Annotated in this window: 12 protein-coding genes; 7 read left to right on the top strand and 5 right to left on the bottom strand. The window is 65.7% G+C overall.

Annotation, left to right across the window (positions count from 1 at the left end; all coding sequences use genetic code 11):
* Positions 1 to 40 precede the first annotated feature (40 nt).
* The 3 genes from EBMC1_RS17800 to EBMC1_RS07920 are packed head-to-tail and all read left to right on the top strand — an operon-like array spanning position 41 to position 1896.
* Positions 41 to 604, top strand: a complete 564-nt coding sequence (locus EBMC1_RS17800; RefSeq protein ID WP_196795401.1) for a hypothetical protein — start codon at positions 41 to 43, stop codon at positions 602 to 604.
* Positions 605 to 904: a helix-turn-helix domain-containing protein gene (locus EBMC1_RS18965; RefSeq protein ID WP_081611159.1), complete on the top strand. Its 300-nt coding sequence runs from the start codon at positions 605 to 607 to the stop codon at positions 902 to 904.
* Complete coding sequence (locus EBMC1_RS07920; protein ID WP_003043202.1) at positions 799 to 1896, top strand: tyrosine-type recombinase/integrase; 1098 nt, start codon at positions 799 to 801, stop codon at positions 1894 to 1896. The genes EBMC1_RS18965 and EBMC1_RS07920 overlap by 106 nt, the downstream gene beginning before the upstream one ends.
* 132 nt (positions 1897 to 2028) lie before the next feature.
* On the opposite strand, the gene EBMC1_RS07915 is transcribed toward EBMC1_RS07920, so the two are convergent.
* From EBMC1_RS07915 to EBMC1_RS07905, 3 genes are all read right to left on the bottom strand, one after another.
* Entirely contained in the window at positions 2029 to 3633 is a 1605-nt protein-coding gene (locus EBMC1_RS07915) for an ABC-F family ATP-binding cassette domain-containing protein (RefSeq protein ID WP_003043197.1), read from the bottom strand.
* A gap of 131 nt (positions 3634 to 3764) precedes the next feature.
* The gene (locus EBMC1_RS07910; RefSeq protein WP_003043194.1) at positions 3765 to 4736 is read right to left on the bottom strand and encodes a magnesium and cobalt transport protein CorA; all 972 of its coding nucleotides are present in this window, start codon (positions 4734 to 4736) and stop codon (positions 3765 to 3767) included.
* 59 nt (positions 4737 to 4795) lie between these two features.
* Complete coding sequence (locus EBMC1_RS07905) at positions 4796 to 6610, bottom strand: DUF885 domain-containing protein (RefSeq protein WP_003043191.1); 1815 nt, start codon at positions 6608 to 6610, stop codon at positions 4796 to 4798.
* A gap of 139 nt (positions 6611 to 6749) precedes the next feature.
* Between EBMC1_RS07905 and EBMC1_RS07900 the strand changes: the two genes are divergently transcribed.
* The 4 genes from EBMC1_RS07900 (at position 6750) to EBMC1_RS07880 (ending at position 11801) form a co-directional block, all read left to right on the top strand.
* Positions 6750 to 7127 carry a BlaI/MecI/CopY family transcriptional regulator gene (locus EBMC1_RS07900; protein WP_003043189.1) on the top strand — a complete coding sequence of 126 codons (378 nt, stop codon included), beginning with the start codon at positions 6750 to 6752 and terminating at the stop codon, positions 7125 to 7127.
* A complete protein-coding gene (locus EBMC1_RS07895; RefSeq protein ID WP_003043183.1) occupies positions 7124 to 8824 on the top strand; it encodes a M56 family metallopeptidase in 1701 nt (566 codons plus the stop codon). The genes EBMC1_RS07900 and EBMC1_RS07895 overlap by 4 nt, the downstream gene beginning before the upstream one ends.
* Before the next feature lie 113 nt (positions 8825 to 8937).
* Positions 8938 to 9693 (top strand): hypothetical protein, encoded by a 756-nt coding sequence (locus EBMC1_RS17795; protein ID WP_003043181.1) that lies wholly within the window; start codon positions 8938 to 8940, stop codon positions 9691 to 9693.
* Positions 9693 to 11801 carry a TonB-dependent receptor plug domain-containing protein gene (locus tag EBMC1_RS07880; protein WP_003043177.1) on the top strand — a complete coding sequence of 703 codons (2109 nt, stop codon included), beginning with the start codon at positions 9693 to 9695 and terminating at the stop codon, positions 11799 to 11801. The genes EBMC1_RS17795 and EBMC1_RS07880 overlap by 1 nt, the downstream gene beginning before the upstream one ends.
* A gap of 96 nt (positions 11802 to 11897) precedes the next feature.
* On the opposite strand, the gene EBMC1_RS07875 is transcribed toward EBMC1_RS07880, so the two are convergent.
* A complete protein-coding gene (locus EBMC1_RS07875) occupies positions 11898 to 12926 on the bottom strand; it encodes an adenosine deaminase (protein WP_003043174.1) in 1029 nt (342 codons plus the stop codon).
* The gene (locus tag EBMC1_RS07870; RefSeq protein WP_003043171.1) at positions 12919 to 13497 is read right to left on the bottom strand and encodes a phosphoribosyltransferase; all 579 of its coding nucleotides are present in this window, start codon (positions 13495 to 13497) and stop codon (positions 12919 to 12921) included. The genes EBMC1_RS07875 and EBMC1_RS07870 overlap by 8 nt, the downstream gene beginning before the upstream one ends.
* Between the last annotated feature and the right edge of the window lie 31 nt (positions 13498 to 13528).

Here is a 13528-nt window from a genome sequence, read left to right as displayed (position 1 = left end):
GACGCACCGGCTCGCCGACTTCCTGCCGCTCGACGAAGGCGTGACCTATCTCGATCCATGCTGCGGATCCGGCAACATTGTGGAAGCGCTCGCCGAGCGGGGCCATCAGGCATTCGGAACCGATCTTTTCGAACGCTACGCCGGCGCGCGATTCCTCGGCGTCCACGATTGGATGGGCGACCAGCGACATTTGCTCGAAGCGAGCGACGCGCTGTCGATTTTCTTCAATCCACCCTACAGCCGCCAGAACGGCGCGCTGGTGCGCGGTCTCGCAGAGAAGTGCATACGCCGCGCGATCGAGGTCGCCACGCACAAGGTGGCTGCGCTGCTCCCGGTGAAGTGGCTCGCCAGCAAGGGCCGCTATAAACTCTTCGAGCGCGATCATCGGCCGAGCGGGATCTACATCCTGTGCGAACGCCCGTCGATGCCGCCGGGCGACGTCATCGAGCAGCTCGGCAAGCGCGCCCACGACGGCGGCAAAGTCGATTTCATGTGGGTCGTGTGGGATCTGCGGGCCGAACCGCTGCCCCACGCGCCTACCTTCTGGATCCCGCCGCGCGCGCCTGGTCGCAGCGAAGATCTGAATCCGGAGAGGTCGGCCTAAGTGACCCGGCTCCTGACGATCGAGGAAACCGCGACCGAGCTTCAGATATCGGTCCCCACGCTGCGCCGTTTGCGCGCGGCGGGGAAAATCGGTTACGTCAGGCTCGACGGCCGCAAGATTCGGCACACGCCGGATGACATCGCCGATTATATCGCCCGCCAGCACGTCGCTGCCCGCCATCAGGATTCGCCGCAATGCCCCGCCCCATCCCGAAGAAAGGATCGCCGCACTGGCACTACGACTTCGTCAGGGGCGGTCGTCGGTTTCATGGCTCGACGGGAACGGACAACAAGCGCTTAGCGCAGCAGATCATCGATCAGCGGTTGCACGAGGCGCTCCTTCCCACGCGGACCCGCCCGCCGATCACGCTCGACGATGCCGCGGGGTTCTACCAAGACTATGCTTCGGCCCTGCCGAGCTGGAAAACCACCGAATATATTCTCGCGGCTTTGGTGTCGGGTCTTGGCCGTGGACGCCTGCTCTCCGAAATCACCCAGCGCATGCTGATCGACCACTTCGCGGCGCGCCGGATCCGCGACAATGGCGAGATGCGCGCCAATAGCAGCGTGAACCGCGAGATCGAGGTTGCGAGCGCCGTCTGGCACCGGGCCGATAAGGCGAAATATGACATCGGCGACATGCCCGACTGGAACGCCTTGCGGCTCAAGGCGGCGGGAACGCGTTGGCGCTTGCTCAGCGCCGGCGATCAACAGGATGCTTATCTCGCCGCTGTCCGGGCCGACGTTCGCCCCGCGTTCGAGTTTTTGCTTCTCTCCGGCTGGCGGCGCAGCGAGGTGATCGGTCTCGGATGGAATGACCTCGATCTGCCGAACCGCACCGCGTGGACGCGCGTGAAGGGCGGGGCGATGGTTGAGCGGCCGCTAACGCAGGCGATGCTTCTGATCATCGCCAACCAGCCGAAGGTCGGCCCGAAGGTGTTCACCTATGTCTGCCAGCGCGCCACCGCCAGCGGTCGCCGCGATCGCGCCCAGCGCCGGCAGGGCGAGCGCTATCCGATCAGCGCCAGCGTCATGAGGGAAGTCCATGACGATGCTCGCAAGGCGATCGAGCTGCCGGATCTGCGCATGCATGACCTCCGGCACACCCGCGCGACGCGGATCCTGCGCAACACAGGCGATCTGGCGCTGACCAAGCGAGCGCTCGCCCACCGCAACATCGCCACCACGCTGAAATATGCCCACGTCCTCGACGACGACGTGCGCGCCGGCCTCGATGCCAGCGAGTCCCGCAATATTCCCGAACCGGAGCAAAGCACGGCCAAGAAAGCGTAGGGATTTCAGTTCGCTGGATAATCTGCGCCATCGCCGTGTAAACGAGATGCTCTACCAACTGAGCTAAGCGCCCCACGCCGTGGGAGCGGCGCCCCTGCCACAGCCAGACGCCGCTGGCAAGTCGCCGCCGCATCAGCCGGGTGGGGGGTGATCGCGGTCGTCGCCCAGCGCCAGTTCGCGGCTCACCCCGATCGCGTCCAGAAAGGCGGGATCGTGGCTGACGACGATCAGCGCGCCGTCATAGGCCGCGAGCCCGGTTTCGATTGCGGCGAGCGAATCGAGATCGAGGTGATTGCCGGGTTCGTCGAGGATCAGCATTTGCGGCGGCTGCGGCGCGCCGAGCACGCAGGCAAGCCCGGCGCGGAGCATCTGCCCGCCGCTGAGCGTGCCGACGATGCGGTCGGCGGCGTCGGCGCGAAAGCGGAAGCGTGCGAGCGCGGCGCGGCAGGCATTGTTGCCGACCCCGGGGTTGCGCCGCAGGAAATTGTCGGCGATCGAAAGTAGCGGATCGAGCAGCGCGACGCGCTGATCGAACAGCGCGAACGGCACACCGACGCGCACGCTCCCCGACCAGGGCGTCAGTGTTCCGGCGATCAGCGCGAGCAGCGTCGATTTGCCCGATCCGTTTGGGCCGGTGATTGCCAATCGCTCGGGTCCCGTGATCGTGAGCGACAAATCATCGATGACGGGTGCGCCGCCGTCATAGCCCGCGCGGACATGCTCCAACGCTACGACTGTCCGCGAAGCCGGGAGGCCCGTCGACGGCAGCGCGATCGCCAGCGGATCTCCGATCTCGATCCGGCTGCGCGCCGCGGCGAGCGCCTGCTCGGCCTGTCCCTGCTGGCGTTCGGCCAGCCGCCCGGCGGCAGCGCGTGATTCTTCGGCGCGGCGCTGCATTGCCCCCATCACGATGCGCGGCATGTCGCCGCGTGCCGCATTCTTCCGGCCCCGCGAATCGCGGCGATCCTGCCGCTCGGCGGCGGCCTGCGCCTGGCGATGGGCCTGATCGACGCGCTTCTCTGCGGTGGCAAGGTCGGCCTCGACGGCCGCCTGTTCGACCGCCTTGCGCGCGCGATAGGCGCTCCAGCCGCCGCCATAGCGGGCGGCGCCCGTCGCGGTCAGTTCGACGATCGCATCCATTTCCTCGAGCAGTTCGCGGTCGTGACTGACGACGATCGCGCCGCCCTGCCAGTCGTGCAGGATTGCGCGCACCGTTTCACGGCCTTGACGATCGAGATTGTTGGTCGGTTCGTCGAGCAGCAGAAAATCGGGCCGCGCGAATATTGCGCCGGCGAGCGCGGCGCGCGTGCGTTGCCCACCCGAAAGATGCACAAGCGGGGTTGCGGCATCGAGTGGCAGGTCGACACCGGCCAGCGCCTCGTTGATCCGCGACGCCAGCGTCCAGTCGGCCTCTGCGATATCGTCGAGCGACGCCGTCCCCGCTTCGGCGCGCGCGAGCAGGGCCAGCGCCGTGCGCGCGCCGAACAGATCGGCAATCGTCGCATCGGCGGCAACCTGCACCGTCTGGTGCAGCATGGCGATGTGCGCGCCGCGGCTGATCGCGCCGTTCGTCGGCGTTGCCTCACCCGCGATCAGGCGCAACAGGGTCGATTTGCCGACGCCGTTGCGCCCGACGATACCCGTGCGTTCGGGGCGAAACTGAAGGTCGAGATCGGAAAATATGCGGCGACCGTCGGGGGTCGACCAGCCGAGGCGAGAGAGGGTTATCGTAGACATGGACAAGGCTTTCCTGAAGGCAAGGCTAGGGGCGATGCGTTCAGTTGCGGTCCATGATCCTCTGACTCCTCTAAAAGATGACGGATGACAGATAGCGCCCCGGTGGCGACGGGGCAAGAGCGGGGCCGATATTAGAGCCAGCCGATCCGCTTGAAGCGCCAATAGAGGAGCGCACATACGCTGCCCATCAGCCCGAGCGCGAAGGGATAGCCGAAAGTCCAGCCGAGTTCGGGCATATGCTCGAAATTCATGCCGTAGATGCCCGCGATCGCGGTGGGCACGGCCAGAATTGCGGCCCAGGCCGCAAGCTGGCGCGTGATCGCGCCCTGCCGCTGCTGTTCGAGCAGATTGTTGGTGTCGACGACCGACGCCGCGACATCGCGCAATCCGACGAGGCGGAATTCGGCGCGCTGCACATGGTCCCAGATGTCGCGGAAAAAGGGGCGCACGGCATCGTCGATGCACGGCAGGTCGGCATCGCTGGTCAGGCGCGATGCAACATCCTTCATCAATCCGACCAGGCGTTGAAAACGGATGATCTCGTGCCGCTGGCCGTAAAGATGCCGGATGTCGTCAGCGTCGAGCGGCGTGTCCATGACGCTTTCCTCGACCGTGAGCAGCCGGTCCTCGATCGCGTCGATCACGGGGAAATAGCCGTCGACGATGAAATCGAGCACCGCATAGAGAACATAATCGGGGCCGTGCGCCAGTTTCGCCGGCAAGGATTCGAGCCGTGCGCGCACCTCGCTGTGCGTCCGCGCCGACCCGTGACGGACACTCACGATGAAGTGACGGCCAAGGAAGAAGGCGGTTTCGCCCGACTGGATCGTATCGCCATCGCGATTGCCGGTGCTGGCGACGACGAACAATTGCTCGCCATAGGCTTCGACCTTTGGGAGCTGGTTGGCCTTCAGCGCATCTTCGACCGCCAGCGGATGCAGGCCGAAGCGCCTGGCGATCCCCTCAAGCTCGCCGGGGGTCGGCTCGAACAGGCCAAGCCAGAAGAAGTCGCCGGGATCGCAATGGTCGGGAATGGCCTCGTTCGGGCCCAGCTCGCGCACGAGCTTGCCATCATTATAGAGGCGGGCGGCCTTGATCGGCATCGTCAAACTCCCTCGACTGCCCGCTGCAGATAGCGGCCCGGACGGCCGAGGGAAATAACTCAAGCCGGAAAGGCGTCGCGTACGCGGCGTTCGAGCACCGCAAGCGGGATGCGTCCGGCACCGAGCACGACGTCGTGGAAACGCTTGATGTCGTAATCGCGGTGCGACGAAACCTCGTCACGCAGCCGGCTGATCGCGGTCTGACCGACCTTGTACGAACAGGCTTGCCCCGGATAGACGATGTAGCGGTCGATCTCGGTTCGCGCCGAACTTGGCGTTTCGGACGAGTTTTCGACCATGAAGTCGATCGCCTGCTGGCGATTCCAGCCCTTGGCGTGCAGCCCGGTATCGACGACGAGGCGCGACGCGCGAAACGCATAGGACGCCAGATAGCCGATCTCGCCGAGCGGATCGTCGTCGTACATCCCGAGCTCGGCCGCAACCTGCTCGGCATACAGCCCCCAGCCTTCGCCATAGGCCGTGACGTAAGAGGATTGGCGGTAAAGCGGCAAGGCCGCATCCTCGAACTTCAGGGCATTTTCGAACAAATGCCCCGGTGCCCCCTCGTGAAAGGCGAGCGTCGGCAGCGTGTAGCGCGGCCATTCGTGCGTATCGCGCAGATTGATGAAGAAAATGCCCGGGCGCGACCCGTCGGGCGTACCCGCCTGCGCCGAACCGCCGGGGGCGCCGATCTCGATCTCGGGCGGCACGCGGCGGATTTCGTAGGGCGCGCGCGGCATCCGGCTGAAAACTTGCGGCAGTCGCGCGCGAATCGTGGTGAGCCGATCGTTGAGATAGGCGAGCAGCGCCGCGCGCCCGGCATCGTCATTAGCGAACAACTGGCCGTCGGTCGCGGTCAGCGCGTCGAGCCGCTGGCGCAAGCTGCCCTCTTTAAAGCCCTGCGCCGTCAGCAGCTTGTCCATGCGCGCGTGCAGATCGGCAAGCTGGTCGAGCCCCAATTGATGGATCTGCTCGGCGGTCATGTCGGTGGTCGTGTGCTGCGCCAGCGTCGCCGCATAATAAGCGGGACCGTCCGGAAGGCGCGATACGCCTGCGTCGTCACCAGCCTTGGGCAGCAGCGCCGTCAGCAGGTCGATCTGACGCGTCAGCGCGGCGCGGATCGGCCCTTCGAATATTGCCTGCGCACGTGCATCATAGCCGGTGAGGCCGGTGGCTTTGGCGCGGCGCGCGAGCGAGGCGACGATCGTCTTCGATGCCGCATCGCCGTCGCGTAAACGGCCGAGCTGTTGCAGGGCCTGTTCGATGATGAAGCGCGGCGCGACGACGCCCATCGCGGCATTGGCGCGCACGATCGCGCTATCATCGTCGAGGAGCGCCGGCGTTGCCTCCATTCGCGCGATATAGGCATCGGCGTCGGCCTTGGTCTTCACCGGATGCTGGCTGTCGAGAAAGGTGCTGACGCCGGTATAGAAGCCGCCGAGCTGCGTGACTGCATAGGGACCGGCGCGGTGCGCAAAGCCGCCGGTGTGATAGGGGAAGCGGGCCAGTCGCTGGTGGGCCACAAGATCGAACTCGGCGCTGTCATAGGCCACTCGCGCATTATCGCCGAGCGCACCGCGATCGATCGCGTGCAGTGCGGCAAGGTCGGTGTCGATCCGGCGGTCGCGTGCGGTCCGCGCGGCGGCCGACCAGTCGGGAAATCGCGCTCGCAGCCCGGCGCGCGCACCGATATCGAGGCCCAGGCTCGCGGCGCGGGTCGGGTCGTCGATCAGCGCCTGATCGAACTGGCGGGTGAGCAGTGCATCGAGGCGCGCGTCGGCGCTGTCCGCACCCCATGCCGGCATCGCAAGCCCCGCCGACGCCATGCCCATGCCCGCTAGCAGCGTCCGGCGATCCAGCGCGAAATCGATCATATTTGTCCTCCTGTCATGCCGCGGACCCTATGGTTTCGGGGGCTTTGCCGCAAGCATGTGTATTGGTCGAATAAAACCCCTTGCCAAGCATGCGCTACAAATGTAGCACGCTACAAATGTAGCGCAAAAGGTGATTCGCATGTTGTCGAGCTTGCCCCCGCGGGAACGCGAAATTGTCGATATTCTTTACGAACGTGGTGCGTCGACCGTGACCGAAATCGGCGAGGCTTTGCCCGCCGAACTGTCCGGATCGGCGATCCGCGCGATGCTCAAGCGGCTCGAGGCCAAGGGCTTCGTCGTTCGCGAGGCATCGGATCGCGGCTTTCTCTATGCGCCGAGCGTCGAAGAGAAGACGGCGAGCAAATCGGCGCTGACCCAGGTGGTGCGCGTCTTTTTCAACGGATCGGCGACCAGCGCCGCCGCGGCGCTGCTCGGCATGCAGGACAAGATGAGTGCGGGCGATCTCGATGAGCTGGAAAAGCTGATCGCCGAAGCGCGCGAAGGGAGGACGAAATGATGATCACCGCCGCGACCCTGCTGGGTCTTGCCTGGAAATCGGCGATCATCGCCGGGCTGACGCTGGTGTTGCTGCGCCTCGCGCGGTCGCGTTCGGCAGGCGAGCGTTCGCTTATCGCGCACGCCGGGCTGGCGGCGCTGCTGCTGCTGCCCGTGGCGACGCTGGCGCTTCCCGAATGGGCCCCGCTGCCCGCCGGCTGGGTGGAAGCGTCTGCGCCTGCAATGTCGGCGCCACCGGCGGTTGTCGAGGCGCCTCCCGCGGCGGCGGCTCGGCCCGGCGCTGCGGCGTCGGCCATGGCTGCGGATAGCAAAGCCGATGCCGGTTGGACGCTGCCCGCGATGGCCGACCTCGCCATATGGGTGTACAGCTTTCCCCTGTTCCTGCTTGCCCTTTTGATGACGGTTGCCGTGGTGCGGCTGTTCGCGATGCGCGGCCGAGCCGATGTGCTGGTTCAGCCTTCGTGGCTGTCGGCGCTCGCCGAAGCGCAGCGGCGGATGGGCTTCAAGCATGGGACCGCGCTGCTGGTCAGCAACGAACTGCGCTCGCCGATCAGTTGGGGCGTGGTCCGCCCGACGATCGTGCTCAACCCGGCCGCCGTCGATGCCGTGGCCGAGGCCGAGGCGATCATCGCGCACGAACTGGCGCATGTCGCGCGGCTCGACTGGGCGAAGCTGCTCGCGGCGCGCCTTGCCTGCGCGCTGTTCTGGTTCAATCCGCTCGTCTGGATGCTGGCGCGCGAAAGCCATCAATTGCGCGAGGAAGCGGCCGATGATGCCGTGCTGCTCGCCGACATCGACGGTCCCGACTATGCCTCGCTGCTCGTCGGTGCGGCGCGTCACGACAATCAGGGCGCGCTGCTTGCCGCCCACGGCGTCGCGCCGGCGCAGAACAGCCTGAAGCGCCGGATCACCCGCGTGCTCGACGGCAGCCTGAAGCGCGGACCCGCCAGTGCGAGCTGGGTTCTGATGAGCCTGGTGCTGCTCGCCGGCGTATCGGCGCCGCTCGCCGCCTTTTCCGCGACCGCCACACCGTCCGCGTCGGGGCCTGTCCACACCCCCGTCGCAACCGCCCCGGCCGCGGCATTGCAGTCCGCCGCGGCCGTGGGTTCGGCGGCCGAGCGGACCAACAAGCCGGCCTCTGCTGCTGCCGGCAAGCCGCTGTCGCCCGACGATCTTGTCGGCATGCGCGCGGTCGGCGTGACGCCCGACGATGTCCGCAAGATGCGCGAAAGCGGCCATGCCGATGCCGACGACATTGTCGCGGCCAAGGCTACCGGCGTCGACCCGGCCTATATCAATGCGATGCGCCGTGTCTTTCCGAACGCCGACGTCGGCGATCTGGTCGGTGCGAAGGCGGTAGGTATCGACCCGGCCTATGCCCGCGACATGCGCCGCTATTTCCCCGATGTGAATCTCGACGATCTGACCGCGATGCGGGCCATGGGCGTCACCGGCGACTATGTCCGCCAGATGCGTGCCGCGGGCCGCGCGATGCGCGACCCCGACGATGCGATCGAGGCGCGCGCGCTGGGCAATTGGGGCGGGGCCTATAGCGAAGTCCGGTCCAGCTCGGGCGCGACCGCGCGCATCGGACCGGACGGAACGCTCGAGGCGCGCAGCGCCGACGGCAAGGTCGCGCGGATAAGTCCGCCGCGCCCGCCCGCGCCGCCCGAAAATCCCGCGGCGCCGCAGGACTGACCCTTCGGCCACTGGCCGAAGCCAAGCCGCCGCTCATCGAAGCCTGATTTTGAAACGCCGCTGCGGCGGCGAGCGATGACGCTCGCCCGGCGCACGGAGGAGGAGTGCCCCCAATGAAACCGCAATCGAAGACATTATTTGTCGCCGCCGGCAGCGTGCTGTTGACCCTGATCGCCTGCGCCGCCCCTGCGCAGCCGACCGCAGCCTCGGCCCAGGAAGCCAGCGCGATCCGCTGGGATGTTTCGCAACCCGACGACGGCGACGGCGATCCGCGCCTGCAGCTTCGCGCCAAGCAATCGACCAGCAGCATCGCTCTCGACGGTGCCCGCGCGGAATTTTCCGCGGCGCGGGACACGCTGGGCGGCGGGCGCGGCCCGGTCAGCTTCAGCGTGGTGCACGCGGCGGGCCGCCTCGATTGCACGGGCAGCCTGCACGCAGCCTATGAGGGCGAGGGACAATGCCGCTTTGCACCCGATGCCGGCTTCGCGACCGCGCTGGAGAGCCGCGGTGTCGGCGCGCCGACGCGCAAGGAACAACTCGCCATGTTGATGGTCGATGCGACGGTCGAACTGGCCGACGGCCTGATCGACGCGGGGCTTCGTCCGCACACCGGCGAACTTGTCGCGGCGGCCGCGTTGAAGGTGACGCCCGCCTATGTCCGCGACCTCCAATCGGGCGCGCTTCGGCTCACCTCGATCAACGATGCGATCGCTTGCAAGGCGCTGGGCGTCGACCGCGACTATGTGCGCGGGCTGGCAGAGGCCGGTTACGCAAAGCTGAGCTCCGACCAGGTGATCAGCATGAAGGCGTTGGGGATTACCCCCGACTATGCGCGCTCGATGAATGCGGCAGCCGGAGGCACGCAGTGATGCGGATGACGAGCGCAATGGCGCTGGCGGCCGCCCTTGCCGCATCGATGTCGGCGACGACGGCGTGCGCGCAGGATGCGGCGGTCGACAGTGCAGCCCCGCCGCCGGTCCCGGCTCCGGCCGCCGCTCCGGCGAGTGGCGGCAGCGCGCGGCAGGTCTTCACCCCCGCCGACTTCGTCCGCTACGCGCCCAAGAACGCCTATGACATGCTCAATCAGGTTCCGGGCTTTTCGATCCGCGACAATGAACAGCTCCGCGGGCTGGGGCAGGCGACGGGCAATGTCCTGTTCAACGGCGAGCGTCCCTCGACGAAGTCGGACGATATGGTGACATTGCTGTCGCGCATTCCCGCCGGAAATGTCGAGCGCATCGAAATCGTCGATGGCGCCTCGCTCGATATTCCCGGCTTGTCGGGGCAGGTTGCGAATATCGTTTATCGCGCCGACGATTTTTCGGGTCAATTTGCGTGGAAGCCCGAGTTCCGCGCTCATTATGCCCATCCGCTCTACACGCGTGGCGACATCTCGGTCCGCGGCCGCAAGGGAGCGATCGAATATGAACTGGGTCTCAATAACAATGATTCGGCGCGCAGTTCCGCGGGCGGGCCGACGATCATCACCGACGGCGACGGCAACATCATCGAGCGCCGCCACGATGTCTGGCGCAGTCCCTACGACACGCCGAAGCTTTCAGGGCGGCTGACCTGGGACGGCCCCGCCGATACGGTGGGCCATCTGGGCGCCCATTATCAGCGCATCTACAATCCCTATGTCGAATTCGGACATCGGACGCGCGATGGCGCGCCCGACGAATATCGCACCGTTCGCGAAAATCCGAACAGCTGGAATTACGAAATCAACGGCGATTACCAGTTCGGGGTCGGCCCCGGAAAGCTGAAGCTGATCGGGCTGCGGCGCTTCAGCCATGAACCCTATTCGCAGGAAGTGATCACCAGCTTTGCGGACGGATCGCCCGCGGTGGGCGATCGCTTTACCCAGACGGGCGATATCGGCGAGACGATCGCGCGCGGCGAATATCAGTGGAAGATGCTGGGCGGCGATTGGGAGTTGTCGGGGGAGGCGGCCTTCAACACGCTCGACAATGTCGCGGCGCTTTATACGCTCGATCCGACGGGGGCTTTCGTCGAGCTTCCGTTCCCGGGCGGCACCGGCGGCGTGAAGGAGGATCGCTACGAAAGCCTGTTGAGCTTTGGCCGTAAGATCACCGACAAGCTGAACGTGCAGATCGTGGCCGGCGCCGAACGGTCGACGATCACGCAAAGCGGCGCGAACGGACTGACGCGCAGTTTTTTCCGTCCGAAGGGATCGCTGTCGATCGCGTGGGCGCCGGTGCCCGATTTCGATATGTCGCTCAAGATCCGGCGCCGTGTGCTGCAGTTGAGCTTCTACGACTTCCTTGCGCGCGCCTTTCTGAACGACGACAACCAGAATGGAAGCAACACCGATCTGCGGCCGCAGCAGGATTGGAGCTATGAACTGGAGGTCAACAAGCGGTTCGGGGCGTGGGGATCGACGAAGCTGTTCTTCGTGTACCGCGATGTCGAAGACCGGGTCGATGTAATCCCGATCGGCGATGGTGAAGGCGTCGGCAACATTGCCAAGGCGCGCGCCGGCGCGATCGACTGGACCTCGACGGTCAATCTCGATCCCGCCGGCATCAAGGGCATGAAGATCGAAGCGCGGCTGCTGCTTCAGAAAAGTTCGCTGCGCGATCCCTTCACCGGCGAGACGCGCCAGTGGAACGGCTTTACCGACCGGGTCGTCGAGCTTAGCCTGCGCCACGATATTCCCGGCAGCGACTGGGCCTGGGGCACGAGCGCCAACCATTCGCATTACCAGCCGGTGTATCGCCGCAACCAGATCGACACCACGTGGGAGGGGCCGGTGTTCGCCAACATCTTTGTCGAAAACAAGGATGTGTTCGGCCTGACGGTCCGTGCGACGGTGGCGAACATCCTCAATGCAAGGTCGAAGCGCGACCGTACGGTGTGGACGGGATTGCGCGGCGAAAGCCCGATTGCCTTCGTCGAAAAGCGCGACCGGTTGATCGGGCCGATCTTCGCTTTCTCGGTCCGCGGGAAATTCTAGAGCGGGCGATCCGATTGCATCGGATCGCCCGCTCTAGATTCTTGTTTTTCCGCATTTTCTGAATCGTCAGGTGATTCCACCTGACTGGAAAATGCTCTACGCCGCGTAGGCGTCGATCGCGGCAAGATGACGCGCCTTGGCGTCGTCATCGAGGAAGGCGCCGAGAAAGCTGTTGCGGGCGAGCGTGACAAGCTCGTCCCGCGACAGGTCGAGCGCATCGGCGACGGCGGTGTAATTGGCGTTCACATAGCCGCCGAAATAGCTGGGGTCGTCGCTGTTCACGGTGGCAAGAAGTCCGGCGTCCAGCATCGTCTTGAGCGGATGCGCGGTCATGTCGTCGACGACGCAAAGCTTGAGATTGGAAAGCGGGCAGACGGTCAGGCACATCGCGTCATCGGCGAGCCGCGCGACGAGGGCTTCGTCCTCGAGGCTGCGATTGCCGTGATCGATGCGATCGACGCCCAGAAGATTGAGCGCTTCGTGCACATATGCCGGCGGCCCCTCCTCACCGGCATGGGCGACGAGGCGCAGGCCGAGGTTGCGGGCGCGGGCGAAGACGCGCTGGAACTTGGCGGGCGGGTGGCCGACTTCGGACGAATCGAGGCCGACACCGTCGATCCGGTCGAGCCAGGGGCACGCTTCGTCGAGCGTCGCCTCTGCCTCCTCCTCGCTGAGATGGCGCAGAAAGCACATGATGAGCCGCGAGCTCATGTCATACCGGGCCTGCGCATCGTCGAGCGCGCGGGTGATACCGCCGACGACGGTCGCGAAGGGGATGCCGCGCGCCGTGTGGCCCTGCGGATCGAAGAAGATTTCGCTGTGGCGAACGCCATCGGCATGCGCGCGCGCGAGATAGGCGGCCGTCAGGTCGTAGAAATCCTGTTCGGTCTGCAGAACGCCCATCCCCTGATAATAGATGTCGAGAAAATCCTGCAGGTTCGAAAAGGCATAGGCCGCGCGGACGTCCTCTACGGTCGCGAAGGGGATGGCGATGCCGTTGCGCCGCGCGAGTTCGAACATCAGTTCGGGTTCGAGCGACCCTTCGATATGAAGGTGCAACTCCGCCTTCGGGAGCGCAGCGATAAAGGCCGCCCGGTCCGCCGGGGTAGCAAAAGCGTCAGCCATGCGGCGTCTCCGTTCCTTCGCGCAGGATGATCGCCGCCTCGGGCTTGTGGCGGCGTATTTCGTCGACCGTCAGCCCGTCGATTTCGTGCGGGAAGATCAGCCATTGGTCGGTTTCATGGACGAAGAAATCGGGCTTGAGATCGGTGACGTTGCGGCGCGGTTTGTAATAGACGGTCGCGATCCGGATATCGCGCGGCATGTTGTGGCGGCATCGCGCCCTGAGTTCGGCAAGAAAGGCCCGGATGCTGCGGCCGCTGTCGAAAACATCATCGATGATGAGCAGCCGGTCGTCGGGATCGAGCGTATCGATCAGATAGCCGAGCGCGAAAACCTTCACCTGCGTGTCCTGGCGGTCGATGCCGTGATAGGAGGAGGTGCGGATCGCGATATGGTCGCTGTGGACGCCGTGATATTCCAGCAATTCCTGCACTGCGATGCCGACGGGCGCCCCGCCGCGCCAGATGCCGACGAGATGGGTCGGCGCAAAGCCGCTGTCGATCACCTGCATCCCGAGCCGCAACGAGTCGGCAAGAAGGTCGTTGGCGCTGATGTAGATCTTGTCGGTGGTCATGGGCCGGAGTTATACGCAGGCGAAGCGCCGG

Source organism: Sphingopyxis sp. MC1 (genome assembly GCF_000371385.1).
GTDB lineage: Bacteria > Pseudomonadota > Alphaproteobacteria > Sphingomonadales > Sphingomonadaceae > Sphingopyxis > Sphingopyxis terrae.
This window is presented reverse-complemented; position numbering and strand designations above follow the sequence as displayed.